The organism is Streptomyces sp. ITFR-6, from assembly GCF_031844725.1.
Lineage (GTDB): Bacteria > Actinomycetota > Actinomycetes > Streptomycetales > Streptomycetaceae > Streptomyces.
Map to the genome: position 1 here is coordinate 1,755,030 of NZ_CP134612.1, position 25,430 is coordinate 1,780,459.

The 25,430-nt window shown below is 72.2% G+C and carries 21 protein-coding genes, 3 pseudogenes and 1 riboswitch; of the genes and pseudogenes, 13 read left to right on the forward strand and 11 right to left on the reverse strand.

Annotation, left to right across the window (positions count from 1 at the left end; translation table 11 throughout):
• From RLT59_RS07830 to RLT59_RS07840, 3 genes are read left to right on the forward strand one after another with little or no spacing between them, the layout of a single operon-like run.
• Window positions 1-1,995, forward strand: coding sequence for a branched-chain amino acid ABC transporter permease (locus RLT59_RS07830; protein ID WP_311302749.1), 1,995 nt, complete (start codon window positions 1-3; stop codon window positions 1,993-1,995).
• Window positions 1,992-2,819: an ABC transporter ATP-binding protein gene (locus tag RLT59_RS07835; RefSeq protein WP_311302750.1), complete on the forward strand. Its 828-nt coding sequence runs from the start codon at window positions 1,992-1,994 to the stop codon at window positions 2,817-2,819. The genes RLT59_RS07830 and RLT59_RS07835 overlap by 4 nt, the downstream gene beginning before the upstream one ends.
• 11 nt (window positions 2,820-2,830) lie before the next feature.
• A complete protein-coding gene (locus RLT59_RS07840; protein ID WP_311302751.1) occupies window positions 2,831-3,559 on the forward strand; it encodes an ABC transporter ATP-binding protein in 729 nt (242 codons plus the stop codon).
• 62 nt (window positions 3,560-3,621) lie between these two features.
• On the opposite strand, the gene RLT59_RS07845 is transcribed toward RLT59_RS07840, so the two are convergent.
• Window positions 3,622-4,839 carry an FAD-dependent monooxygenase gene (locus RLT59_RS07845; RefSeq protein ID WP_311302752.1) on the reverse strand — a complete coding sequence of 406 codons (1,218 nt, stop codon included), beginning with the start codon at window positions 4,837-4,839 and terminating at the stop codon, window positions 3,622-3,624.
• Window positions 4,840-5,027: 188 nt separating this feature from the next.
• A complete protein-coding gene (locus tag RLT59_RS07850; RefSeq protein WP_311307997.1) occupies window positions 5,028-5,822 on the reverse strand; it encodes an NsdA family TPR-like regulatory protein in 795 nt (264 codons plus the stop codon).
• On the opposite strand from RLT59_RS07850, the pseudogene RLT59_RS07855 reads away from it, so the two are divergent.
• Window positions 5,746-6,690 (forward strand): annotated as a pseudogene (locus tag RLT59_RS07855) (cytochrome P450); the annotation flags it as partial. The gene RLT59_RS07850 and the pseudogene RLT59_RS07855 sit on opposite strands and share 77 nt — an antisense overlap.
• Window positions 6,691-6,710: 20 nt before the next feature.
• Here RLT59_RS07855 and RLT59_RS07860 read toward each other — a convergent pair.
• Window positions 6,711-7,769, reverse strand: a complete 1,059-nt coding sequence (locus RLT59_RS07860) for a vWA domain-containing protein (protein WP_311302753.1) — start codon at window positions 7,767-7,769, stop codon at window positions 6,711-6,713.
• A 147-nt stretch (window positions 7,770-7,916) separates the two neighbouring features.
• A complete protein-coding gene (gene cobN / locus RLT59_RS07865) occupies window positions 7,917-11,513 on the reverse strand; it encodes a cobaltochelatase subunit CobN (protein ID WP_311302754.1) in 3,597 nt (1,198 codons plus the stop codon).
• A 91-nt stretch (window positions 11,514-11,604) separates the two neighbouring features.
• Window positions 11,605-11,680: riboswitch (cobalamin riboswitch) on the reverse strand.
• Window positions 11,681-11,827: 147 nt separating this feature from the next.
• Here cobN and cobG point away from each other — a divergent pair.
• The 3 genes from cobG (at window position 11,828) to RLT59_RS07880 (ending at window position 15,420) form a co-directional block, all read left to right on the forward strand.
• Window positions 11,828-13,198: a precorrin-3B synthase gene (gene cobG, locus RLT59_RS07870; RefSeq protein WP_311307645.1), complete on the forward strand. Its 1,371-nt coding sequence runs from the start codon at window positions 11,828-11,830 to the stop codon at window positions 13,196-13,198.
• Between the two features lie 87 nt (window positions 13,199-13,285).
• Window positions 13,286-13,912, forward strand: a complete 627-nt coding sequence (locus tag RLT59_RS07875) for a precorrin-8X methylmutase (protein WP_311307646.1) — start codon at window positions 13,286-13,288, stop codon at window positions 13,910-13,912.
• 2 nt (window positions 13,913-13,914) lie between these two features.
• Entirely contained in the window at window positions 13,915-15,420 is a 1,506-nt protein-coding gene (locus RLT59_RS07880) for a precorrin-2 C(20)-methyltransferase (RefSeq protein WP_311302756.1), read from the forward strand.
• Here RLT59_RS07880 and RLT59_RS07885 read toward each other — a convergent pair.
• The gene (locus RLT59_RS07885; RefSeq protein WP_311302757.1) at window positions 15,405-16,178 is read right to left on the reverse strand and encodes a cobalt-precorrin-6A reductase; all 774 of its coding nucleotides are present in this window, start codon (window positions 16,176-16,178) and stop codon (window positions 15,405-15,407) included. The two genes, RLT59_RS07880 and RLT59_RS07885, sit on opposite strands and share 16 nt — an antisense overlap.
• A gap of 11 nt (window positions 16,179-16,189) precedes the next feature.
• On the opposite strand from RLT59_RS07885, the gene RLT59_RS07890 reads away from it, so the two are divergent.
• On the forward strand, window positions 16,190-17,305 hold the full coding sequence (locus RLT59_RS07890) for a cobalt-precorrin-5B (C(1))-methyltransferase (protein ID WP_311302758.1): 1,116 nt from the start codon (window positions 16,190-16,192) through the stop codon (window positions 17,303-17,305).
• Between the two features lie 61 nt (window positions 17,306-17,366).
• Here RLT59_RS07890 and cobM read toward each other — a convergent pair whose 3' ends face one another.
• Both cobM and cbiE read right to left on the reverse strand, forming a co-directional pair.
• Entirely contained in the window at window positions 17,367-18,116 is a 750-nt protein-coding gene (gene cobM / locus RLT59_RS07895; RefSeq protein ID WP_311302759.1) for a precorrin-4 C(11)-methyltransferase, read from the reverse strand.
• Window positions 18,113-19,414 carry a precorrin-6y C5,15-methyltransferase (decarboxylating) subunit CbiE gene (gene cbiE / locus RLT59_RS07900; protein ID WP_311302760.1) on the reverse strand — a complete coding sequence of 434 codons (1,302 nt, stop codon included), beginning with the start codon at window positions 19,412-19,414 and terminating at the stop codon, window positions 18,113-18,115. Before cbiE ends, cobM begins: the two co-directional genes overlap by 4 nt.
• 162 nt (window positions 19,415-19,576) lie before the next feature.
• On the opposite strand from cbiE, the pseudogene RLT59_RS07905 reads away from it, so the two are divergent.
• Window positions 19,577-19,876, forward strand: a pseudogene (locus tag RLT59_RS07905) (response regulator transcription factor); the annotation flags it as partial.
• A 106-nt stretch (window positions 19,877-19,982) separates the two neighbouring features.
• Here RLT59_RS07905 and RLT59_RS07910 read toward each other — a convergent pair.
• The 3 genes and pseudogenes from RLT59_RS07910 to RLT59_RS07920 all read right to left on the reverse strand — a co-directional run.
• Window positions 19,983-20,444: pseudogene (locus RLT59_RS07910) on the reverse strand (transposase); the annotation flags it as partial.
• Between the two features lie 281 nt (window positions 20,445-20,725).
• Window positions 20,726-21,628 (reverse strand): SDR family oxidoreductase, encoded by a 903-nt coding sequence (locus tag RLT59_RS07915; protein ID WP_311302761.1) that lies wholly within the window; start codon window positions 21,626-21,628, stop codon window positions 20,726-20,728.
• Between the two features lie 27 nt (window positions 21,629-21,655).
• Window positions 21,656-22,057 carry a Dabb family protein gene (locus tag RLT59_RS07920; RefSeq protein ID WP_311302762.1) on the reverse strand — a complete coding sequence of 134 codons (402 nt, stop codon included), beginning with the start codon at window positions 22,055-22,057 and terminating at the stop codon, window positions 21,656-21,658.
• Between the two features lie 154 nt (window positions 22,058-22,211).
• Here RLT59_RS07920 and RLT59_RS07925 point away from each other — a divergent pair, with 154 nt between their 5' ends.
• The 3 genes from RLT59_RS07925 to RLT59_RS07935 all read left to right on the forward strand — a co-directional run bounded on the left by RLT59_RS07925 (window position 22,212) and on the right by RLT59_RS07935 (window position 23,805).
• Window positions 22,212-22,751: a winged helix-turn-helix domain-containing protein gene (locus tag RLT59_RS07925; protein WP_311302763.1), complete on the forward strand. Its 540-nt coding sequence runs from the start codon at window positions 22,212-22,214 to the stop codon at window positions 22,749-22,751.
• Between the two features lie 82 nt (window positions 22,752-22,833).
• Entirely contained in the window at window positions 22,834-23,115 is a 282-nt protein-coding gene (locus RLT59_RS07930) for a hypothetical protein (protein ID WP_311302764.1), read from the forward strand.
• A 72-nt stretch (window positions 23,116-23,187) separates the two neighbouring features.
• Window positions 23,188-23,805, forward strand: a complete 618-nt coding sequence (locus RLT59_RS07935) for a TetR/AcrR family transcriptional regulator (protein WP_311302765.1) — start codon at window positions 23,188-23,190, stop codon at window positions 23,803-23,805.
• Here RLT59_RS07935 and RLT59_RS07940 read toward each other — a convergent pair.
• Window positions 23,802-24,368, reverse strand: a complete 567-nt coding sequence (locus RLT59_RS07940) for a TetR/AcrR family transcriptional regulator (RefSeq protein ID WP_311302766.1) — start codon at window positions 24,366-24,368, stop codon at window positions 23,802-23,804. The two genes, RLT59_RS07935 and RLT59_RS07940, sit on opposite strands and share 4 nt — an antisense overlap.
• Window positions 24,369-24,459: 91 nt before the next feature.
• Between RLT59_RS07940 and RLT59_RS07945 the strand changes: the two genes are divergently transcribed.
• A complete protein-coding gene (locus tag RLT59_RS07945) occupies window positions 24,460-25,428 on the forward strand; it encodes an NADP-dependent oxidoreductase (protein WP_311302767.1) in 969 nt (322 codons plus the stop codon).
• Window positions 25,429-25,430: the final 2 nt, after the last annotated feature.

The window sequence follows — 25,430 nt, forward strand, 5'->3', positions numbered from 1 at the left end:
ATGGAGCTTCTCGATGCCCACCTCGTGCCGGCGGTGGACGGAGTGGCCTACGGGCTGCTGCTGTTCGTGGTCGCCGCCGGCCTGAGTCTCGCGTTCGGCACGGCCGGCGTGCTGAACCTCTCGCACGGCACGCTGTACGCGATCGGCGCCTACACCGGCGCCGAGCTGAGCGACGGAACCTGGGGCGGCCTCGCCCTCGGGCTGGCCGCGGGCACCGCGGCGGCCGCCCTCGCCGGGGCGGGGCTGTCCGCCGCGACGGTTCCGCTCGCCCGGCGTGGGCATCTCGCTCAGGCACTGCTGACCTTCGGGATCGCCCTGGTCGGCGGTGATCTGCTCATCCAGCTCTTCGGGGCGGACGAGCTGCCGGTACGCGTCCCCGGGGCGCTCGACACCTCGGTCCACCTGCTGGGCCACCGCTACCCCGCCTACCGGCTCGGCTTCATCGTGATGGCCGTGCTGCTGGCGGGGTTCGGCACCTGGGTGCTCACCCGCACCCGGGTGGGGGCGGCGGTACGGGCCTCCGCCGACGATCCGCAGATGCTCGCGGCCACCGGCCACAACCCCCGGGCGGTGCACACCGGCGTCCTCGCGGCGGCGGGGGCGCTGGCCGGTGCCGCGGGGGTGCTCGGGGCACCCATCATCGGGCCCGGCCCCGGTACGTCGGAGAACGTCCTGATGCTCTCCCTCGTCGTGGTGGTCCTGGGCGGGCTCCGCTCGCTGTGGGCCACGCTCGCGGCGGCGGTCGCCGTGGGCGAGGTCCAGACACTGGGCGTCTCGGTGCTGCCGGAGCTGGCGCCGTATCTGCTGTTCGCCGCGATGGCGGCGGTGCTGGTGTTCCGCTCCCGCTTCGCGGAACCGACGGCGGCGCACGGCCCCGAGGGCACGTCGGCCGACCCGGTGACCCGGCTCCGCCGCCTCCTCACGGCGCGGCTGGGGACGCGCCTCGGAGCGCGTACCGGCGAGGCCCGCACGCGGAAGGCTCCGGCACAAGTCTCCGGCGGGTTCGGGGCGTGGGTGCGCGGGGCGGCGTGGCGGCGGGCGGCCCCGCTGCTCGTCCTGCTCCTGGTGCTGATCGCGCTGCCGGGGCTGCTCGACTCGTACAGCATCTCGCTGGCCGGCTCCGCCCTGGCCCTCGGGCTCCTCGCGGTCAGCGTCACGGTCCTCACCGGCTACGCGGGGCTGCCCACGCTCGGGCAGACCGCGCCGTTCGCCGTCGGCGCGTACGCCACCGCCAATCTGGCGGACGCCGGCTGGACGGTGGGCCCGGTCCAGATCGTCCTGTCGGCGCTCGCGGCCGCCGTGTTCTCCGCGGTGACCGGGCCCGCCGTGATCCGGGCCCGCGGCACCACCGTGCTGATGATCACCCTCGCGGTCGGTGAGCTGGCCAGTGCGGTGATCAACCAGTTCAAGTCCGTCACCGGTGGCGCCGACGGCCTCGTCGGCTTCCCCGCCACCCAGGCGCTGTGGGGTGGTGAGGGGATGACCGACGAGAGCGAGCTCTACACCTACGCGCTCGTCGTCGCCGTCGTAGCCGTCGCCTTGACCCTGCTGGTGCTGCGCTCCCCGGCCGGGAAGCTGCTGACCGGCACCCGGGGCGCCGAGGCGCGGATGCGTGCCTCAGGGCATCCGGTGGGGCGCTATCTGCTGGTGGCGCACATCTGCGCCGGAGCGCTGGCCGGGGTCGGCGGCTCGCTGACGGTCAGCGTGCAGCAGTACCTCTCGCCCGCCGACGTCGGCTTCGAGATCGCCGCGTTCGCGCTGCTGGCGGCCGTCATCGGCGGCACGACGTCCGTGATCGGCGCCCTGCTGGGCGCCGGGCTCATCGTCTTCACCCGGGACTGGGTCGCCGGCTCCTGGCCCGGACACGGACCGCTGCTGCTCGGGGCGCTGTTCATCGCCGCCGTGTATCTGCTGCCGCGCGGCCTGGCCGGTCTGCGCGCCGCGCCGCGCCCGGCAGCGCCCCTGCCCCTGCCCACCGGGAAGGCCGCCCCATGACGCCCGCGCACACCGAGGCACCGGCACCGCCCGTGCTGGTCCTCGACCACCTCACCCGCCGGTACGGCAGCCTCACCGCCGTCGACGACGTCAGCCTGCGGCTCCCCGCGGGCGCCCGGCACGCCGTCATCGGCCCCAACGGCGCCGGCAAGACCACCCTGCTCAACCTGATCGCGGGCACCGACCGGCCCGACCGGGGCACCATCGCGCTGAACGGTACGGACATCACCCGGACGGCCACCGCGAAGCGCAGCCGGCTCGGTATCGCCCGCAGCTTCCAGCAGCCGTCGGTCATCTCCGAACTGACGGTGCTGGACAACGTCGTCCTGGCGGGCTGGCCGCACCACCCCAAGCGCCGGGGCGCCTGGCGCAGCCCGTCGCGCTACCGGCTGCACGAGGAGTCCGCGGCCGGCCATCTGGAGACGGTCGGGCTCGCGGACCTCGCCCACCGGCCCGCCGCCACGCTCTCCCACGGCCAGCGGCGGATGCTGGACCTCGCCGCCGCGCTGGCCGGCGGGCCCCGGCTGCTGCTCCTGGACGAGCCGGCGGCCGGGCTGACCGACGGCGACATCGGCCGGCTGCTCGCCATCCTGAGCGGTCTGCCGGACAGTGTGGCGGTCATCCTGGTCGAGCACCATGTCGAGGTCGTCGCCCAACTCGCCACATCGGTCACCGTGCTGGCCGCCGGGCGGGTCCTGGTCACCGGACCGACCGCAGAGGCGCTCGCCCACCCCGAGGTCCGCGACGCCTACCACACGGCCGGCGCGGCGTCCGGTGCCGCACCCGCCGTCATCGGCCCGTCCCCCACCGACGCGAGAGGATGACCCGGCCCACGATGCTCGAAATCACCGGCCTGACCGCGGGCTACGACGGCGGCACCGTCCTCCACGGTCTCGACCTGTCCGTCCCCGCCGGCACGGTCCACGCCGTCGTCGGCCACAACGGCGCGGGCAAGACCACCCTCGTGCACACCGTCGCCGGACTGATGCGCCCCGACGCCGGCACCGTACGGCTGGGCGGCCGGGACGTGACGGGGCAGCCCGCGCACCGGATCGCGCGCGCCGGCATCGGTCTCGTCCCGCAGGGCCGCCGGGTCTTCGCGGGCCTCACCGTCGCCGAACACCTGCGGCTGTCCCACCGCCCGCCGCGCCGCGGCGACACCGAGCGCCCCAGTGTGTGGACGCCCGCGCGGGTCCTGGAGCTGCTGCCCCGGCTGGGCGAACGCCGGGGCAACCGGGGGACGGATCTGTCCGGCGGCGAGCAGCAGATGCTTGCCCTGGCCCGCGCGCTGCTCGGCTCCCCCGGCGTGCTGCTGCTCGACGAGCCGACCGAGGGCCTCGCGCCCGCCCTGGTCCGTCAGGTCCACGAGCTGGTGACCACGCTGGCCGCCGAGGGCATCGCCGTCCTGCTGGTCTCCCCGAGCCCGGACCGGGCGGCCGAGTGCGCCGACACGATCACGGTGCTGGCCTCGGGGCGGGTGGCGCTGCGGCAGGACGGCGCGGACGCCCGTACCGACGCCACCGCCCTGCACGCCGCGCTCGAACTCGCGCCGACGGGGCACTGAGCGCACGCGACAACGGCGGGGGCGGTGACCGGTTCCGGTCGCCGCCCCCGCCGTGTCGCGTCCTACTTGACCTTCAGGCTGTGGCCGCCGAAGCCGCTGCGCCGGTCGGAGCCGCTGTTCTGGTCCTGCCACCAGGCGTCGAACTCCGCCTGCTCCATGGCGGACCAGTCCGGGGTGTTCTCGACCTGGGCGCTGCCCATGCGGCGGGCGAGCGCGACCATGGCCGCACCGACCGCGCCGCGGCCGGCGTCGTACCGCTCCAGCACCTCATTCCAGCTCTCCCCCGCCCCCCAGGCGGCCTCCAGCGCGGTGGCGTCCTGGAGCGCCTTCACGCTGCCGCCGCCGATGTGCGGCCGGGCCACGCTCGCCGCGTCACCGACGAGCACCATCCGCCCGGAGGTGTAGTGCGGGACCTCCAGGTCGTAGATCGGCTGGATGAAAGTGGTCTCGGCGGGGGTGCGGAGGACCCGGGCCGCCCAGTACGGGGGAAAGTTCTCAGCCACAAGTGCGCGCAGGTGCTCGGTGAGTTCGGCGTTGAGCCTGCCCGGCGGAAGCGAGGTCGGGGTCCGCAGATCGGGGTGGAGACCGTCGACCTGCGGGGGCGCGGTGTAGAGCACCCAGTTGAGCCGGTGTCCGCCGTCGCCGTCCGGGATGCGGTAGATCATGCAGTGGCCGCCGGGGAAGACGATGTTGTGCGCGGACTGCCCGTCGGAAGGGAGCCCCTCGACGTCGGAGGAGGTGCCGCGCCAGCCGATGTACCCGGCGTACGAGGGCGTGACGCCGGGGAACATGGCCTCGCGGACGACCGAGCGGTAGCCGTCGGCGCCGATCACGACGTCGAAGTGCTTCTCGTACCCGTCGGCCAGCCGCAGCGTCACCCCGTCGTCGTCCGGCTCCACGGCGGTGACCACGGCTCCCGAGCGGTACGTGACCCCCTCGGGCACCCGGCGGCGCAACTCGCTCCACAACGAACCCCAGTTGTAGGCGCGGAAGGGGAACGGCTGCTCACCGATGGCCCGGCCGTGCTCGGCGTCGCCGTGTCGCACGCTCCACACCCGCCGGTTCAGCGGCGCCCAGGGCATCTCGGGCGCCACATAACCGGCGTCCCTCAGCTCGTCGTAGCGGTCGCTGTGCAGGGCGATGCCCACGCCCCGGTCCCGGAGTTCGGCGTCGGCGCGCTCGAAGACGGTGACCTCTGTGGCTCCCCCGCGCGACGCGGCCAGGGCCGCGGCACACCCCGCTATGCTGCCGCCGACCACGGCTATGCTGCCTCCGCGCATGACTGGTTCTCCGCTCACTTGGTGTTCCGGTCGCCGTGCGTGGGCTCCGCCACGCCGGCTCGACCGGCCGAAATCCACAAGCACTGGGGCTCGTTGTGCCGTTCAGGTAGGTCAGGGCACGGACGGAATCCTATCCAGGTGCTGCCGGCCGGTGCGCCGCGCGCACCCGGGCACGGTGTGCGGGACGGTCATAAACGCACGGTGGCCGCGATCCGTTCGCGCAGGGCTGCGACTTCCGCGTCGCCGGCGTGCCGCCGGCACTCCTTCGACAGGTTCATCACGTCCTCGACCGCGCGGTTGGAGCGGAGGCGCGCCACCTCGTCCAGGGCCCGGTGCGCCACCGGCAGAGCCTCCTCCGGGTCCCCGGTCGCCATGATCAGTGTGGCGAGCTTCGTTCCGGAGAGGGCGCGCGAGCGCACATAGACGTCGGCGTACCCGTGAACCGCCTTCGTGAGTCTGGCCGTCGCCACCGCGGGTGACTGCCCGGAGAGCAGCGCCAGATCGAAGGCGGCGTACCCGGTGTCGCCGTGATGCTGGGCATCGTCGTAGAAGCTCATCCAGACCGAGTCCTCGTCCCCCTTGGCCGGGCCGAAGACCTCGTCGGACCGGCCGATGGCCGTCAGGGCCTGGCCTGGGCGCCCCATCCTCGCCCACGCCCTGGCACGGGCGTTGTGCAGCATCGCCTGCTCGCGGGGCGTGAGCCGGTCCGCACGCACCAGCCCGTCCTCCGCGTGGGTGAGCCCTTCGTCCGGCATGCCGCACCAAATTGACTGCCGGGCAAGCCAGTTGAGAGCGGAGGCCCTCAGGTGCCAGTCATCGGCCCGCTCGGCGCACCAGCGGCCGAAGCGCAGGAGCCGGGTCGCGTCCTCATGCTCGTACGCGTCGAAGGCGCTCGCTCCCATCACGATCAGGCGCATGGTCGCCCCGGCGTTCAGCGCCCGCCGGGTCCAGACCATGGCGGCCACCGTCGAGGCGATCGTCACGGCCCTCCTCGACTCCATCGAGTCCCGGCCGGCCGGGGAGAGCGTCGGCCTGCGCGAGGAGCTCACCTATCCCCTGCCGATCGCCGTGATCGGACGGCTCATGGGCGTCCCCGACGACCAGCGCCAGGGCTTCCGCAGCGTGGTCGACGGAGTCTTCTCCACCGCGCTCGCCGCCGACGAGGCCGCGGCGAACGCGGCCGCCCTGTACAAGCTGCTCGACGAACTGATCGATGCCAAGCGCGCCGCACCGGGCGACGACATGACCTCGCTCCTCATCGCCGCCCGGGACACCGAGGGCGACGGCGGCGCGATGGCCGACGCCGAACTGCGCGACACCCTGTTGCTGATGATCAGCGCCGGGTACGAGACGACGGCAAACGGGATCGATCATGGCATCACGGCCCTGCTCACCAACCCGGAGCAGCTCGCCCACATCCGGGCCGGCCGGGCCGACCGGAGCGATGTCGTCGAGGAGACCCTGCGGTAGGAGTCCGCCGTCAAGCACCTCCCGCTGCGCTGCGCGCTGGAGGACCTGCCGCTGCCCGACGGACAGACGATCCGGGCCGGAGAGGCGATCCTCGTCTCCTACGCGGCGGCCAACCGCCACCCCGACTGGCACGGCGAGTCCGCCGACCGCTTCGACGTCGCCAGGCCGTCCTCCGAGCACCTCGCTTTCGGGCACGGCGTGCACTTCTGCCTCGGCGCCCCGCTCGCCCGTATGGAGATCGCCGCGGCGCTGCGTCTGCTGTTCGAGCGCTTCCCGTACCTCGAACTCGCCGTGCCGGCCGCCGAGCTGAAGCCGCTGCACTCTCTCATCAGTAACGGCCACCAGACCCTGCCCGTCCGACTGCGGCCGGCCACCGCCTGACCGGCGCGCCGAACGGGGTTTCAGAGCATGATGAGCAGCCGCGTCTTCGGCTTGAGCTTCCTGTTCACGGAGCGGCTCTGCACATAGACCTCCAGTTCGGGATTGCTGCCCGCCTTCACCGAGACCGTTCCGTGGATACCCGTACCGAACAGAAGGCTGCGCGCCGCGTCACCCCTATAGGCGCGATCGGTGTCCTTCTCGACCACGACGACTTCCTTGTCGGGCTGGACCTGGACCCGGGCGCCCAATTGGTAATAGCAAGAGCCGCGTTCGTACGTCACACCCGGATGCGAATCGACGAAGGGCCGGATCTCGATCTCCTTGTCGACCTTCAGGAGACGGTATTTGTCGGCGGGTATCGGTTCGAGATTCGCCCGTACCTCGTCAACGGATATGTCCTGTCCCACGGCGAACAGATTCTTTGTGCCGCGCACGCCCTGCTCGCGGCCCCGCAGGAAGCTGGTGGCGGCGGCGCGCACGGTGCCGATCGCCTCCTCGACACCCTCCTGGGAGTCCGCGTCCCAGATGGCGATGTTCCCCGCCGGGAAGCCGTAGTTCTGGGCGGTGCGCTTCGCCAGCGAGTTCGGCACCAGGATCGCGGACGTCCAGTGGCCCGGGAGCCCGCCCATCTTCGCCGTGATCCTGTCGAGCCAGGGACCGAGGACGGCCATGTCGCCGTCGTGCCGCCGGTCGCCGCCGGAGGCGTTCTCCTCGCCGTCCGTCACAACGATCTGGAGGAAGCTGTGCTCGCCGTATTCCTCCCAGATATGGCCCAGGTCGTCCAGGGACTTCAAGGAGGCCTCGATAAGGGCCGTGGCACCGTTGTTGACCCTGTACAGCCCCCGCATGGACGGCAGATGCTTCACGTCCATGTCCCAGACCAGGTTCTCCACTCTGTGGTCGAAGGAATAGAGACTGATCCGGGTCTCATGGCCGAGGCTGTCCGATTCGGCCTTCAGGCCGGCCACGAACTCGTCCACGACACGAATGAGCTGGCCCTGGTGCGGGCGCATGGAACCCGAACAGTCGACGACCAGCGCGACGTGATTCACCTTGTGCTGAATCCTGTTGGCGGACACGTTTCCGCTCCTTCTCCGAAGCTCCCCGAGTGATAACTGAACTCTATGGGGAGGCACTGACAACGGAGTTGGACGCGGACAAGGGCCCCGGCCGCGCGAGCGGCCGGGGCCCTTGTCATCCGTACGGCGGCCGGTGCGGCCGGTGGCTCAGTCCTCGCCCTCCAGGTCGCCCTCGGTCTCCAGGAAGACCTGGCGCAGACCGGCGAGGATCTCCGGGTCCGGCTTCTCCCACATGCCGCGCGACTCGGCCTCCAGGAGGCGTTCCGCGATGCCGTGGAGGGCCCAGGGGTTGGCCCGCTGGAGGAACTCGCGGTTGGCCGGATCCAGGACGTAGGTCTCGGTGAGCTTGTCGTACATCCAGTCGGCGACCACCCCCGTCGTGGCGTCGTAGCCGAAGAGGTAGTCGACGGTGGCGGCCAGCTCGAAGGCGCCCTTGTAGCCGTGGCGGCGCATCGCCTCGATCCACTTGGGGTTGACGACGCGGGCCCGGAAGACGCGCGAGGTCTCCTCGACCAGGGTGCGGGTCCGGACGGTCTCCGGCCGGGTGGAGTCCCCGATGTACGCCTCCGGGGCGGTGCCCTTGAGCGCGCGCACGGTGGCCACCATGCCGCCGTGGTACTGGAAGTAGTCGTCCGAGTCCGCGATGTCGTGCTCGCGGGTGTCGGTGTTCTTGGCCGCGACCTCGATGCGCTTGTACGCCGTCTCCATCTCCTCGCGGGCCGGGCGTCCGTCGAGTTCGCGGCCGTAGGCGTAGCCGCCCCAGACGGTGTAGACCTCGGCCAGGTCCGCGTCGGTGCGCCAGTCCCGCGAGTCGATGAGCTGGAGCAGTCCGGCGCCGTAGGTGCCGGGGCGGGAGCCGAAGATACGGGTGGTGGCGCGGCGTTCGTCGCCGTGCGCGGCCAGGTCCGCCTGGGTGTGCGCCCGTACGTGGTTCTGCTCGGCGGGCTCCTCCAGCGAGGCGGCAAGCCGGACCGCGTCGTCCAGGAGGCCGATGGTGTGCGGGAACGCGTCGCGGAAGAAGCCGCTGATGCGGAGCGTCACATCGATGCGCGGGCGCCCCAGTTCGGCGGCCGGGATGGCCTCAAGCCCGGTGACCCGGCGCGAGGCGTCGTCCCAGACCGGGCGGACGCCGAGCAGCGCGAAGGCCTCCGCGACGTCGTCGCCTGCGGTACGCATCGCGCTGGTGCCCCACAGGGACAGGCCGACCGAGGTGGGCCAGTCGCCGTTGTCGGTCCGGTAGCGCTCCAGCAGGGAGTCGGCCAGCGCCTGTCCGGTCTCCCAGGCCAGCCGGGAGGGCACCGCCTTCGGGTCGACGGAGTAGAAGTTGCGGCCGGTCGGCAGGACGTTGACCAGGCCGCGCAGCGGGGAGCCGGAGGGGCCGGCGGGGACGAAGCCGCCGTTCAGCGCGTGCACGGTGTGGTCGAGTTCGTCGGTGGTGTCCGCCAGCCGGGGCACGACCTCGCGGGCCGCGAAGTCCAGGATGTCGGCGACGGGACCGGGGTGTCCGGCGGCGACCCCGGCCACGGCCTCCGGCGCCCAGTGCGCGTCCTCCATCGCCTGGACCAGGGTGCGGGCCCGCTCCTCCACCTCGTCGGCGGTGGTGCGGGTGGCCGCCGACTCGTCGAGGCCGAGCGCCTCGCGCAGTCCGGGCAGGGAGGTGGTGCCGCCCCAGATCTGGCGGGCGCGCAGGATCGCCAGGACCAGGTTGACCCGGTCGGCTCCGGCGGGTGCGCCGCCCAGGACGTGCAGGCCGTCGCGGATCTGGGCGTCCTTGATCTCACAGAGCCAGCCGTCGAGATGCATGATGAACTCGTCGAAGCCCTCGTCCTCCGGACGGTCTTCGAGGCCCAGGTCGTGGTCGAGCTTCGCGGCCTGGATCAGGGTCCAGATCTGGGCCCTGATCGCCGGGAGCTTCGCCGGGTCCATCGCCGCGATCTGGGCGTGCTCGTCCAGGAGCTGTTCCAGCCGGGCCACGTCGCCGTAGCTCTCCGCGCGGGCCATCGGCGGTACGAGATGGTCCACCAGGGTGGCGTGGACGCGGCGTTTGGCCTGGGTGCCCTCGCCCGGGTCGTTGACCAGGAACGGGTAGACGAGCGGGAGGTCGCCCAGCGCCGCGTCGGGCCCGCACGCGGCGGACAGCCCGGCGTTCTTCCCGGGCAGCCACTCCAGGTTGCCGTGCTTGCCGAGGTGGATCATCGCGTCGGCGCCGAAGCCGTGGTCGTCCACTGCGGCGGCGATCCAGCGGTAGGCGGCCAGGTAGTGGTGCGAGGGCGGCAGATCGGGGTCGTGGTAGATCGCGATCGGGTTCTCTCCGAAGCCGCGCGGCGGCTGGATGAGGATGAGCAGATTGCCCCGGCGCAGGGCGGCCAGGACGATGTCGCCCTCCGGGTTGCGCGAGCGGTCCACGAACATCTCGCCCGGAGCGGGGCCCCAGTGCTCCTCGACGGCCGAGCGGAGTTCGGCCGGCAGCGTCGCGTACCAGCGCCGGTAGTCGGCGGCCGGGATACGGACCGGGTTGCGGGCCAACTGCTCTTCCGTGAGCCACTCCTGGTCGTGGCCGCCCGCCTCGATCAGGGCGTAGATCAGCTCGTCGCCGTCACCGGAGGCGAGCCCCGGCACCTCCTCGTCACCGAAGTCGTACCCCTCGGCGCGGAGCCGGCGCAGCAGGGCGACGGCGCTCGCCGGGGTGTCGAGTCCGACGGCGTTGCCGATCCGGGAGTGCTTGGTCGGGTACGCGGACAGCACCAGGGCGAGGCGCTTGTCCGCGTTCGGGATGTGACGGAGCCGCGCGTGGCGCACGGCGGTCCCGGCGACCCGGGCGGCGCGCTCGGCGTCGGCCACGTACGCCGGCAGGCCGTCCTCGTCGATCTCCTTGAACGAGAACGGCACCGTGATGAGACGGCCGTCGAACTCGGGGACGGCGATCTGGCTCGCGGCGTCCAGCGGCGAGACGCCCTCGTCGTTGTCCTCCCAGTCGGACCGGGAGGATGTGAGGCAGAGCGCCTGGAGGATGGGCACGTCGAGGCCGGTCAGGGCGCCTGCGTCCCAGGACTCGTCGTCACCGCCGGCCGACGCCTCCGCGGGCCGGGTGCCGCCCGCGGCGAGCACCGTGGTCACGATCGCGTCGGCGCCCCGCAGGGCGTCGATCAGCTCGGGCTCCGGTGTGCGCAGCGAGGCGACGAACAGCGGCAGGGCGCGGCCGCCGGCGTCCTCGACGGCGCCGCACAGGGCGTCGATGAACGCGGTGTTGCCGCTCATGTGGTGGGCGCGGTAGTAGAGCACCGCGATGGTGGGGCCGTCCGTCGCGCGGGGCGTGCGCTCCAGCGGGCCCCAGGAGGGTGCCGGGGCGGGCGGTTCGAAGCCGTGGCCGGTGAGCAGGACGGTGTCGGAGAGGAAGCGGGCGAGCTGCTCCAGATTGCCGGGGCCGCCGTGTGCCAGGTAGGCGTGGGCCTCCGCGGCGATGCCGATCGGGACGGTGGAGGCGGCCATCAGCTGGGCGTCGGGGGCCTGTTCGCCGGTGAGGACGACGACGGGGCGGCCGGTGGCCAGCACCTGGTCGAGGCCGTCCTGCCAGGCGCGGACCCCGCCGAGCAGGCGTACGACGACCAGGTCCGTGCCCTCCAGGAGCTGCGGCAGGTCCTGGAGCGGGAGCCGGGAGGGGTTCGCGTAGCGGTAGGCGACCGGGCCGTCGGAGGCGCGGGCGCTGAGCAGGTCGGTGTCTGACGTCGACAGGAGCAGGATCATGCGGCGTCTGGCCTTCCTCGGGGTATCCACGCCCCGGGCGGTGTCGGAATGGGACTCCCCTGCTCGGACGGGCCGAGGGGCACGGGGAAGGGAGTTCCTGACTTACCCGGCCGGTGCGGCCGGGATCACAGTGGCGGGACCGCGCCGGAATCGCACCGGGCTTCCTCCCCTTGTCGCCGTCGGTGGCGACGACGGGCCGGCTGGCCCGTCCGTACACCGCCTCGGCCAAGGGTTTTCCCGTGCTGACGCGGCACTAGGCATAGTAAGGGGCGGTCAAGAACTGGGAGGCATACGGATCTGATGAGATGGTCGGTATGCTCGCCGCCATGCCCCCGCCAGCCACTTTGCCCGTGCCCACAGGAGCCGCGTCCGTCCGTGACCGCGGTGACGCCTGCCCCGGCACGCTGCGGCTGCACCGGGCGGACGACGGTGCGCTGGCCCGGGTCCGGATCCCCGGGGGGGTACTGAGCACGGCCCAGGCCGATGTGGTGCGGGAGTTGGCGGAGCGGCTCGGCGATGGTGAGCTGCATCTCACTTCGCGCGGCAATGTGCAGCTGCGCGGTCTGCGCCCCGACTGCGGTGGCGAACTGGCCTCCCGCATGGCTGAGTCGGAGCTGCTGCCCTCTGAGCGCCACGAGCGCGTCCGCAACATCGTGGCCTCCCCGCTGTCCGGGCTCGACGGCCGGGGGCGGCGGGACATCCGCCCGTGGCTGTCGGCGCTGGACGAGCTGGTGTGCGCGAGTGACCTGACGACCGAGCTGTCGGGCCGGTTCCTGTTCGCGCTCGACGACGGACGCGGCGATGTGGACGCGCTCGGCGCCGATGTGACGCTCCTGGCACGGGCCGACGGGGACGCCGCTCTGCGGACCGGCCCGGCAGGGACCGGCCAGGACGGGACCGTGCTGCGGATACCCGGTGAGCACGCTCCTCGGGCCGCGCTGATCGCCGCGGAGACCTTCCTGGACATCGCGCGCGGCTCCGGCGTCTGGCGGGTGACGGAACTGCGCGCGGACGCCGGGATCCTGCTGGACCAGGTGGTCCGGCGGTTGGGGCAGGCCGGAATCCACGCCACGCGCACCGCCGGACCCGTACGCCCCTCGCCGTCCGCTGCTCCCGCTCCCGGCATCGTGGACGGCCCGTACGAGACGGTCGCGCTGTCCGTCGGCGTACCCCTGGGCCGCGTCGGCGCGCAGCAGTGGCGGGCGCTGACCCGCGCCGCCCGGCAACGGGAGGGTGACGGCGGCGAGCTGCGGCTGACCCCTTGGCGCGGCGTCGTCGTACCGGGCGTGGCGCGCGCACGGGCAGCGGCGGAGCTGGCGGCGCTGGCGGCCGCCGGCCTGATCACCGGGGTCCGCTCCCCCTGGACCGGGGTGGGGGCCTGCATCGGGCGTCCCGGCTGCGCCAAGTCCCTCGCCGATGTCCGGGCCGGGGCGACGGCGGCCCTGGGGCCCGTGGGCACGCTGCCGGTGTACTGGTCGGGGTGCGCACGCCGGTGCGGCCATCCCCGGGGCTCGTGGGTCGACGTCGTCGCCGCCCCGGACGGCTACCGGGTCTCCCTGGTGCGCGACGGTGAACGGCACGCCCCGCGGCCCGTCCCCGACAGCCCGGCCGCACTCGCGGCGGCCGTGGCCGCGGCCCGGGGCGGCCTGGCCGAGCAGCGCCCCGCCCCGTGCCCCGGCACCTGACCTTTCCCACCGGCCGTTCCACACCGGCCGGCCGTTCCCCGGACCCGACCGACCCTTTCCATGCCCGATGAAGAGAGCGACAGCACTGTGCACCAGTACGAGAAGGACGGACCGGCCATCTATCGCCAGTCCTTCGCCACGATCCGCTCGGAGGCCGATCTGTCGGGACTGCCCGCCGATGTGAGCCAGGTGGCGGTCCGGATGATCCACGCCTGCGGCATGGTCGACCTCGTACGCGATCTGGCCTTCACCCCGGACGTGGTGGCCCGTGCCCGCGAGGCGCTGCGCGCCGGCGCGCCCATCCTGTGCGACGTGGCCATGGTCGCCAGCGGGGTCACCCGCAAGCGGCTGCCCGCCGGCAACGAGGTCGTGTGCACCCTGTCGGACCCGGCGGTGCCCGCTCTCGCGGCGGAACTCGGCACCACCCGCAGCGCGGCCGCCCTGGAGCTGTGGCGCGACCGGCTGGACGGCGCGGTCGTCGCCGTCGGCAACGCGCCCACCGCCCTGTTCCGGCTGCTCGAACTGATCGAGGAGGGCGCGCCGCGCCCTGCCGCCGTCATCGGTGTGCCGGTCGGCTTCATCGGCGCGGCCGAGTCCAAGGACGCCCTGGCCGCACACGCGTCCGGGCTCGACCATCTGATCGTGCGCGGCCGGCGGGGCGGCAGCGCCATGGCGGCCGCCGCCCTCAACGCGATCGCCAGCGAGGAAGAGTAAGCGTGAGCGAGCAGAAGAACGGCCGGCTGTACGGAGTCGGGCTCGGCCCCGGCGATCCGGCCCTGATGACCGTACGCGCCGTGCAGGTCATCGCGGAGGCCGATGTCGTCGCCTATCACAGCGCCCGGCACGGACGGTCGATCGCCCGGTCCATCGCGGCCGGGCACATCCGCCCCGACCACATCGAAGAGGCCCTGGTCTACCCCGTCACGACGGAGACCACGGACCACCCGGGCGGCTACCGGGGCGCGCTGGACGACTTCTACGCCGAGGCGGCGGCCCGCCTCGCGGTCCACCTCGACGCGGGGCGCACGGTCGCCGTGCTCGCCGAGGGCGACCCGCTCTTCTACGGCTCGTACATGCACATGCACAAGCGGCTCGCCGACCGCTACCCCACCGAGGTGATCCCCGGTGTCACCTCGGTCAGCGCGGCGGCCGCCCGGCTCGGCACCCCGCTCGTCGAGGGCGAGGAGGTGCTGACCATCCTGCCCGGCACCCTGCCGGAGGAGGAGCTGACCGCCCGGCTGGCCGCCACGGACACCGCGGTGGTGATGAAGCTGGGCCGGACGTTCCCCTCGGTGCGCCGCGCCTTCGAGGCGTCGGGGCGGCTGCCGGAGGCCCGTTACGTGGAACGCGCCACGATGGCCGGGGAGCGCACGGGCGAGCTGGCCGGGATCGACGCCGGCTCCGTGCCGTACTTCGCGGTCGCCGTGCTGCCCAGCAGGATCGACGCGCCGCGTCCCGAGGAGACTCCGGGCGGGGGCGAGGTCGCCGTGGTCGGCACCGGGCCCGCCGGACCGCTGTGGCTGACGCCCGAGACGCGCGGGGTGCTGGCCGCCGCCGACGACGTGGTCGGCTACACCACCTATCTGGACCGGGTGCCGGTCCGGCCGGGGCAGTCCCGGCACGGCTCCGACAACAAGGTCGAGTCGGAGCGCGCCGAGTTCGCCCTGGACCTGGCGCGTCGCGGACGGCGGGTGGCCGTGGTGTCCGGCGGGGACCCGGGGGTCTTCGCCATGGCGACGGCCGTCCTGGAGACGGCCTCCCAGGACCGGTACGCGGACGTGCCGGTACGGGTGCTGCCGGGCGTGACGGCGGCCAACGCGGCGGCCGCGCGGGCGGGGGCCCCGCTGGGCCACGACTACGCCACGATCTCGCTCTCCGACCGGCTCAAGCCGTGGGAGGTCATCGCGGAGCGGCTGCGCGCCGCGGCCTCGGCGGACCTGGTGCTCGCGCTGTACAACCCCGGCTCACGCAGCCGGACCTGGCAGGTCGGCAAGGCGCGCGACCTGCTCCTGGAGCACCGCTCGCCGGACACCCCGGTGGTGCTCGGCCGGGACGTCGGCGGACCGGCCGAGAGCGTACGCACCGTGCGGCTGGCCGATCTCGACCCGGCCGAGGTCGACATGCGCACGATCCTGATCGTCGGGTCCTCGCAGACGCGGTGGGTGCGGCGCGGGGACGGGCGGCAGATCGTCTGGACGCCGCGCCGCTACCCGGAGGGCTGATCCCCGGTCCGGCCGCCGCCGGACCCGCGCAGCCAGTCGAGGGCCCGCTCCGGGGTATCGGCCACCGCGATCCCCTCGGGGACCGGTGGCCGGCGCACCACGACCACCGGGATCCCCACCTCGCGGGCCGCGGCGAGCTTGGGGGCGGTGGCGGCGCCGCCGCTGTCCTTCGTGACGAGGACGTCGACGCGGTGGCGGCGGATCAGCTCCCGCTCCCCGTCGAGACCGAACGGTCCCCGGTCGAGCAGGACCTCCATCCGGGCGGGGTACGGCGGCTCGGGTGCGTCGACCGACCGCATCAGGAACCACAGGTCGTCCAGCCCGGCGAAGGCGGCCAGTCCCATGCGTCCGGTGGTGAGGAAGACGCGCCGCCCCAGCGCGGGCAGTGCGCGTGCGGCCTCCTCCAGGGAGCCGACCGGGTGCCAGTCGTCGCCACGGCCGGGCACCCAGCCGGGGCGGCGCAGTGCCAGCAGGGGAACATGGGCAGCCGAGGCGGCTGTCGCCGCGTTGAAACTGATCGTCCCGGCGAAAGGATGGGTGGCGTCGATGAGCGCGTCCACCTGGTGCGTGCGCAGCCACGCGGCAAGGCCCTCGGCGCCGCCGAACCCGCCGACGCGCACCTCGCCCGGCGGGAGCCTGGGGCCGGCCACGCGCCCCGCGAGCGAACTGGTCACCCGGGCGTCCTCGGGCAGTGCCGCCACCAGCAGCTCTGCGAGGCGGCGGCCCTCCGTGGTTCCGCCGAGTACGAGTACGTGCATGAGGTCCATCCGTGGGTGAGGCGAAGGGCGGGCGCAGCGCCCAACTCAAACACACCGGTCTGCGGCCCGGCTGGACGACCGGTGCCTGCGCGACCGCGGCGGCCACGGCCGCGTACACCGCCCTGCTGAGCGGCGATTTCCCCGACCCGGTGACCATCACCCTCCCCCGGGGCCAGACCCCGGCGTTCGCGCTGGCGGTGGAGGAGCTGGCCGGGGAGCGGGCGACCGCCGGGGTGGTCAAGGACGCCGGGGACGATCCGGACGTCACGCACGGCGCTCTCGTACGCGTCACCGTCCGGCGGCTGCCGCCGGGCTCCGGTGTGGTGTTCAGGGCGGGGCCAGGGGTGGGCACGGTCACCCTGCCCGGCCTGCCGCTCGATGTGGGCGAGCCCGCCATCAACCCCGTGCCCCGGCAGATGATCCGCGAGCACCTCGCGCGGGTCGCCGAGGCGCACCGGGGGACGGGGGACGTCGAGGTCACCGTGTCCGTCGACCACGGCGAGGAGATCGCCCGCTCGACCTGGAACCCGCGCCTGGGCATTCTGGGCGGCCTGTCGATCCTGGGCACGACCGGTGTCGTGGTGCCGTACTCCTGCTCGGCGTGGATCGACTCGATCCGCCGGGGCGTGGACGTGGCCCGCGCCGCCGGCCACACCCATGTGGCGGGCTGCACGGGTTCGACGTCGGAGAAGACCGTGGTGGCCGAGTACGGGCTGCCGGAGATCGCCCTGCTCGACATGGGGGACTTCGCGGGTGCGGTGCTGAAGTACGTGCGCCGTCATCCCGTGGACCGGCTGACCATCTGCGGCGGGTTCGCCAAGCTGTCGAAGCTCGCCGCCGGCCACCTCGACCTGCACTCGGCCCGCTCCCAGGTCGACAGGCCCTTCCTCGCCGGACTGGCCCGGCGGGGCGGCGCGGACGAGGCCCTGGCCGCGGAGGTGGCCGCGGCGAACACGGGCCTCGCCGCGCTCCGGTCCTGCCAGGCGGCCGGCGTCCCCCTCGGGGACCTGGTGGCGGTGGCCGCGCGGGACGAGGCGCTGACGGTACTGCGCGGCTCGCCGGTCGCCGTCGATGTCATCTGCGTCGACCGGGCGGGCACGGTCGTCGGGCGCAGCGCGGTGCGCTGACCCGCCGCCCGATGCCGAGGGGCGCGGAGTGCGGGGTGCGGGGTGCGGGGTGCGGGGTGCGTCAGCAGGCGTGCCGGTCGCGTCCGGGCGAGTAGAGGTGGCTGTCACGGAACTGGTCGGCGCCGAGCGTGCGGCCGACCATGATGACGGCGGTACGGATCACGCCCGCCGCCTTGACCTGTTCCGCGATGCCGTCGAGCGGTCCGCGCAGGATGAGTTCGTCGGGGCGGGAGGCGAGGGCGACGACGGCGGTGGGGCAGTCGGTCCCGTAGTGCGGCAGCAGTTCCGCGACGACCCGGTCCACGTACCTGGCGGCAAGGTGCAGGACGATCAGGGCCCCGCTGCGGCCCAGCGTCGCGAGGTCCTCCCCCTCGGGCATCGCCGTGGCCCGGTTGGCGATCCGGGTGAGGATGACGGTCTGGCCGACCGTGGGGACGGTCAGCTCCCGCTTGAGTGCCGCGGCGGCGGCCGCGAACGCGGGCACGCCCGGAATCACCTCGTAGGGCACGCCCGCCTCGTCGAGGCGCCGCATCTGCTCGTTGACCGCGCTGAACACCGAGGGATCGCCCGAGTGCAGCCGCGCCACGTCGTGACCGGCCTCGTGCGCGCCGATCAGCTCGGCCGTGATCCGGTCGATGTCGAGCTGCGCGGTGTCCACCAGCCTGGCGTCCGGGGGGCATTCGGCGAGGAGTTCGGCGGGCACCAGGCTGCCCGCGTACAGGCACACCCCGCAGGCGGCGAGCGTCCGCGCGCCGCGCACGGTGATCAGGTCGGCCGCGCCCGGACCCGCGCCGATGAAGTACACGGTCATCTGTTGTCTCCTGAATGTTCTGTACGGGTGTGCGCTGCGGATTCCGCGCCCGCGTCCGCCGGGGGCTTGCGTACCGACCACTGGGTCACCGGCATCGCCTGCCGCCAGCCGGTGAAGCCGCCGACCGGCACGGCGTGCGCGACGGCGAGGCGGACCAGCTCGCCCCCGTGCCGGCGGTACCACTCGGTGAGCACCGCCTCGGATTCCAGCGTGACGGTGTTGGCGACCAGCCGGCCGCCGACCGGCAGCGCTTCCCAGCAGGCGTCGAGCAGGCCGGGCACGGTCAGCCCGCCACCGATGAACACGGCGTCGGGCGACGGCAGTCGGGCCAGGCTGTCCGGGGCCCGGCCGGTGACCACGCGCAGGGCGGGCACCCCGAGCTGTCCGGCGTTGCGCGCGATGCGCTCCGCCCGCACGGGGTCGCGCTCCACGCTGATCGCACGGCACGAGGGGTGGACACGCATCCACTCGATCGCCACGGACCCGGAGCCGCCGCCGACGTCCCAGAGCAGTTCGCCGGGTGCCGGTGCGAGCGCGCCGAGGGTCGCGGCCCGGATGTGGCGCTTGGTGAGCTGGCCGTCGTGCTCGTACGCGTCGTCGGGCAGGCCGGGTACGGCGCCGAGGTGCGGGGTGTCGGGGGCCCGGCGGCATTCGACGGCGATCACGTTCAGCGGGTCGCCGGGCGGGTGGGCCCAGGTGTCCGCGGTGCCTTCGGTGCTCGCTTCGCTCTCGCCCCCGAGCTGTTCCAGGACGCGCAACGTGCTCGGCCCGAAGCCGTGTTCCCGCAGCAGCCCGGCGACCAGCGCGGGGGTGCTCGCGTCCGCGCTGAGGACCAGCAGCCGGCGGCCCTCGTACAGGGCGGCCGCGAGCCGGGCGGCGGGCCTGCCCACCAGGGTGACGACCTCGGTGTCCTCCAGGGGCCAGCAGAGCCGGGCGCAGGCGTAGGACACGGACGAGGGGTGCGGCAGAATCCGCAGCCCGTCGGCGCCGAGCACTTCGGTCAGGGCCCGGCCGATCCCGTAGAACATCGGGTCACCGCTGGCCAGCACGGCGATCCTGCTCCCCGCGTGCGCGGCGAGCATGCCGGGAACCGCGGGCCGCAGCGGCGAGGGCCAGGCCACGCGCCGCCCCGCGCACCGCGGCGGGAGCAGGCCGAGCTGGCGCTCGCCGCCGATCAGGACCTGTGCGCCGATGAGTGCGGAGCGCGACGCCTCGGGCAGTCCGGACCATCCGTCGGCTCCGATCCCCACGACGCTCACCGGCGGCGGAACGGAGGGTGCGGCGGGTTCGGGAGTCACGGACGATACCTCGGTGTTCGGGGGCTGACGCACCCGAACTCTACTGTCCGGCCTTATCAGGACACCGGCCAGGTGGACGGGGCGCGGCACCCTGCCGGAGCGCGCCGGGACCTGCGGGCGGAGCGGATGGTCTCGTGGCCCGGGCTGGAAGAACGGCCGGTCGTGACGATTCGCGTACTTCTCGCCGACGATCAGGACATGGTGCGCCGCGGGATGCGGCGCATCCTGGAGCACCAGCCGGACGTGGAGGTGGTGGGCGAGGCGGCGGACGGTGTCGCAGCCCTGGAGGCGGCCGACGCCCTGCGGCCCGATGTGGCCCTCCTCGACATCCGGATGCCCCGGCTCGACAGTCTGGAGGTCACCCGCCGCCTCCTCTCCCCGAAGACTGCGGCGAACCCGCGCGTCGTCATCGTCACCACGTTCGACCTGGACGAGTACGTGTACCCGGCGCTGCGTTACGGTGGGCTTGATCCGCTTTGACGGACATCCGAGATCAGGGGTTCAGCCCCGGGAGGGTCTGTCAAAAGAGCGGGTCTGGCCGGTAGTCGGTGGTGACGCTGGGTGTCTGTCAGGGCAGGAGGATGCGGTGGCGGAGGAGATCGAATCCGGCGCGTCCGTGCATCTGCCGCATGATCCTTTTGGTGCGGGTGTTGACGCCCTCGGTGCGGCCGTTGTGGTAGGGCAACGTGAGGCCGGCGTCCACGGCAGGCCGGTCGATTTCGAGGCCATTGGTGAAGCTGCGCGGATAGGGCAGATCGACGGCGCGGGCGGCCGTGATCCACTCGGTGAGTTTCACGTCGTTGTCCTCGCCTGGTTTCAGCAGGGCGGCGAAGCCGCGTATGAGATCGGCGAGTGCGGTCATCTCCGGGCAGGCCGCGGCGATCTTCTCCAGCAGGGTCGTTTCCTTCGGGTGCAGGTTTTCGGGGTCGGTGAGCAGGAGGCGGCCGGCGTGGCGCGCGGTGGTGACGGGGCGGTCACCTTCGGCGCGGCCCTGGTTGAGGTAGCGGACCAGGAGGTTCGAGCTGCCGGTCCGGACACGGCACCGCCACATCCCGCGTGCGGGCCGTGACCAGCACTGCGTCACCACCGTCCACCACGTCCTCGACGACGAGCACCGACAGCCCGGAAAACGCCGTCCCGACAAGGGAGTTGACATCCATCACAAGATCATGATCGCGGATGGCCACTCGGCGTCACCACCGACTACGGGCCAGACCCAAACGTTTTATAGCCCCACCGCTGGTGCCGTGATCACGGACGTTCACGGTGTCGGCGGCCATGCTGTCGGCCTGCCGGTGTGGCGGCGGGAGTTCAGCCGACCTCGTCGCGGACGGCGGAATCGATGTCGGTGGCGGTCAGGCCGAAGGTCTCGGCGGTCTCCGTCGCGTCCATGTGGAACGGCGCGTACCACTGGTAGTCCATCTCGGCCATCTCGCGGGCGATCGGCACGATCAGCCCGGCCGTACGCGTCACGGAGCGCGGCATCTGGATCAGTTTGACCGGTGGCCGGCCCGCCGCGACGGCGTAGCGCCGCGCCAGCTCGCGAATGGTGACGGCCGGGGGAGACGGCACGTGCCAGGGTCGGCCCCACGCGCGTTCTTCCGAGGCCAGCGTGATGAGGGCCTGCGCCATGTCGCCGTTGTAGGTGAAGGTATGCGGCATGTCCAGGTGGCCGGTGATCCAGGCCGCTTTCCCCTTCTGCAGGGCCGACTTGATGAGCAGGGAGTAGATGCCGTTGGCGTCCTTGCCGATGTAGTCGGAGCCGCGGACCTCGACGGTACGGATCCCCCCGGCGAGGGCCTGTTCCCACATGCGCCTGCGCAGGCGGCCCTTGTGCCCGGTGGCGGCCATGGGGGTGTGTTCGTTCATCCGGCCATCGGGCTGCGGGCCGTAGGCGTAAAGGCTGCCGGTCAGCGAGAGGACGGCGTCGTTTGCCTTGGCGGCGGTGATGGCCGCCGTCTGCAGGGGCGGCAACAGGCGCTCCCACACCGTGTAGGAGGGTGGATTGGCGCAGTGGTAGATCACTTCGGCGCCGCGGGACAGCTCGGTCAGGCGGGACGGGTCGGACGCGTCTGCGGCGACCCTGTCGACCAGCTGGTGCTCGGGGCCGGAGCCGCTGCGGGTGACGATCCGGACGCTCTCGCCGCGCTCGGCGAGCAGGCGAGCGACGTTGGTACCGATGGAACCGGCACCGATGATGACGTGCTTGGCCATGACGTTTCTCCTTCTCCGGGTTATCGGTCAGTCGTCCACGCCGGAGCCGGTATAGGTGGGCACGTCGGCGAGCAGGCCGGCGATCTGCGGGTTGAGCTCGTTGCGGCGCCGGTGCAGTTCCTGAATCTTGGCGTCCAGGTCGGGGTCGTCGTCACTGACGTCGAAGATCTCCAGCCGTTCGACCAGGTGCAGCCCGAGGTGGTCGGTCTGGTAGGTGGTCGGATGCGTCAGGTAGGCGAAGAGCCCGTCGAGATGTTCGACGACGAACACCGCGCCGTACGTGTAGTCGCCGCCGTGGTCGCGGCCGACGACGTAGGACTTGATTGCGGGGTTCGACCGGCCCTGATCGCGCCAGCTCTCCAGCACCTCCTCGATCTGCTCAGGCGTCGCAGTGGCCTTCATCGTGACTCTGTTGATGTGGTAAATCATGACGAAACACCCGTTCCTAACGTCGTTAAATTTTCTAACGCCGTTAACTATGACACGCGTCGCCGGCGCGGTCAAGACAGTGACTACGAACTTGATTGGGTAATGTCGGGCCGTTCGCCTGACAGCGGCTGAGTCGGTCGGTAGCTGTGGGCGTGTGAGATACGCGCAGGGCGGCGGTTTGACCGACGCCAAGAGGGCTGCAAGAGAGCGGATCCGGCTGGAGGCGGTCGGTCGTTTCGAGGGCGGTGCGAAGAACCGGGAGATCGCGGCCGGGCTGCGGGTCAGTGAACGGTCGGTGGAGCGCTGGCGCCGTCAGTGGCGGGAGTCCGGCGAGGAGGGTGTCCGGTCGAAGGGCTCACCAGGTCGCCCGAGGCTGTCCACGGACCAGATCGCCGAGTTGGAGCGTGAGTTGGAGCGTGGTCCGCTTGCTCATGGCTGGGTGGATCAGCGGTGGACGCCGGCGCGGGTGAAGACGTTGATCGGGCGGTTGTTCCACGTCAGCTACACGGTGGAGGGGACATGGCGGCTGCTGAAGCGGCATGGCTGGTCGTGGCAGCAGCCGGCCCGCCGGGCGATCGAACGTGACGACGAAGCCGTGGAGTTGTGGAAGAAGGAGGTGTGGCCGCAGGTGAAAGTACGGCGGCGGCCCGCGGGGCCTGGACCGTCTGCGAGGACGAGGCCAGCCAGTCGCTGAGGCCGCCACGCGCGAGGTCCTGGGGCCGGGTCCACCGGACACCGGTCGTGCACGTCCGGGGCAGCGGTTCCGGACGGGTTCGATGGCGGGAATGGTTCGCTTCCACCCCGGAGACCGCTCCCGGCTGATCTACAGCTTCCGCGGCCACCGGGGCCGCAAGGGCGAACCCAAAGGATTTACCTGGCAGGACTACCGCGACCTCATCGTGCGGGCGCACAACCAGCTCAACGGCCCCATCGTCCCGGTCCGGGACAACCTGCGCACCCATCTCATGCCGCAGATGAAGGACTTCATCGCCGCGAACGAGGCCTGGCTGACCGTCTTCCACTTTCCGTATAGGCACCGGCCCGACCCTGACAGCTGACACGATCAAGCCGACATCACACATTCAAGTTCAGTACTGTTCGAGAACACCATCGAAGCGAAGTGACAGACCATGCCGACCAGCACAAGACGGGCCCGCGAACGTGCGAACACCCGCGAGCGGATCATCAGGGCCGCGCTGCACGTCCTCGAGACCGAGGGCATCGCGGCCCTCACGATCCGGCGCATCGCCACCGACGTCGAATACTCGGCTCCCGTCGTCTACCAGCACTTCGCCAACAAGGATGCGCTCGTTCTGGAACTGGTCGCGTACGGTCACCACCTGATGTTGACCGAGTTCCGCCAAACGGTGCAGGAGTCCGATGCGGACCGGCGCATGACGCGCATTGCGTCGCAGTACGTCCGGTTCGCCGGCGAGCACCCCCACCTCTTCCAGGTCATGAACGACCCGGTGGTCGACGCGGAAGAACGCCGACGCGTCGCGGAACCGGCCATCGACGTCCTCAAGGAGCTGCTTACCTTCTGGTCGGCCGCACACGACGTGGTCCTGGCCGATTTCGACCAGGCTTGCGAGATCCTCTGGGGCACGCTGTACGGCATCGCGTCGCTCAGTTACCTCGGCAACGTAGGCAGCGATCGCGCCCGCCGCCTCGCCGAACAGGCGCTCCGCGCGATCCTTCTCGGCTGGCAAACCGAAGCGCTGGCGAACGGTCGACCGGCGAGCAGCTAATGAGGCCGAAGGCCATCCAGGAGGATGTCCAGAAGGCGTCCGGCTGTGACCGCGTGGCCGGACTGATGCGCGACGGTGAAGATTCCGATCAGGCAGGCTGCGATCTCTTCGGCGGTGATGTCGGGCCGGAGGTCGCCGGCTGCGCGGCCTGCGTCGAGGATCGTCGATATCGCGCTCAGGAGCTGGTCCCTGGTTTGGGCGTGGCCGACCGCGCCGGACTCGATCAGGGTCAGCAGGGTGTCGAGCATGCCGTTCTTCGTCGCGATCCAGTTGCCGAAGAGGTCCATCCAGTGTCTCATCGCAATGGCAGGTGCCTCGTGGGCGAGCAAGTCCTGGGCGCCGTTCGTGAGGCGGACGACCTGGTCGCTGTAGACGGCCTCCACGAGGGACTCGCGCGTCGGGAAGTGGCGGTAGAGCGTCGCGATACCGACACCGGCCTCGCGGGCGATAGCGCGCATGGACGTCTCGGTATCGGGCGAGGCGAGCACGCGTGTCGCGACCTCAAGCAGCCGTTCGCGGTTGCGGGCGGCGTCGGCCCGCGGCGCCCGCGGCTTCGAACTCACCAAAGGGATCACGCTCCGGTTATGGTGGACTGTGCAAGCGGAGCATAGTCCGCTTTAGATGACTCCATGGACACGAGGAAACTGGTAACACATGCGGCAACACGACGACGCATCCCGAGACGGCCTGAGCAGGGCTGTCCTGCTCGATTCGTTCGGCGGCCCGGATGCCCTGGCCCTCAAGGACGTGCCTGAACCTCAGGCGGGCGACGGGCAGATCCGCATCCGCGTGTCAGCAGCCGGGCTGAACCCGATGGACTGGTTCATGACCTCCGACGCCGAGACCGCGGCACGGTTCGGCCTGAGCCTTCCTTGCGGTTTCGGGACCGACTACGCCGGAGTCGTCGACCAGGTCAGTGACGGTGTGAACGGCTACGCGGTCGGTGACCGTGTGTTCGGGACGGCCCTGTCCCGGGCGATCGCCGACTACGTCGTCCTCGACGCGGACGGGCACATCGCCAGCGGTATTGCGCACCACACCCCGGACGGCGTCGACAACCGCACCGCCGCCACGCTCTCGATCGCGGGCGGCACCGCGTCCGCTGCTCTCGACGTCCTGGACCTCGGTCCCGGAGACACGGTACTGGTCGGCGGCGCGGGCGGCGGGGTCGGCGTGTTCGCTGTCCAGCTGGCACGGATCGCGGGCGCACGCGTCATCGGGAGCGGGTCACCGTCGTCGGCGGAGTACCTGCGAAGCCTCGGCGCCGAACCGGTCGCGTACGGAGAGGGCCTGGCGGACAGGGTCCGCAACCTCGCTGCGGGCGCCGTCACGGCAGCCCTGGACCTGCACGGAACGGACACCGTGCACGTCGCGCGCGAGCTGGAAGTCCCGGATAACCGCATCTGCACGATCGCGGGCCAGATCGACGGCATTCCCACTGCCAACGGCGCAAACGCCGCGCCCGACGCCCTGGAGAACATCGCGCGCCTTGTCGCGACAGGCCGCCTGCGTGTACCCATCGCGGCGACCTACCCCGTCGAGGACATCCGCGCGGCCGTCGAGATCCAGGCAGCCCGACACGTCCGCGGAAAGGTCGTCATCGACATCTCCCCCCAGCCCTGACG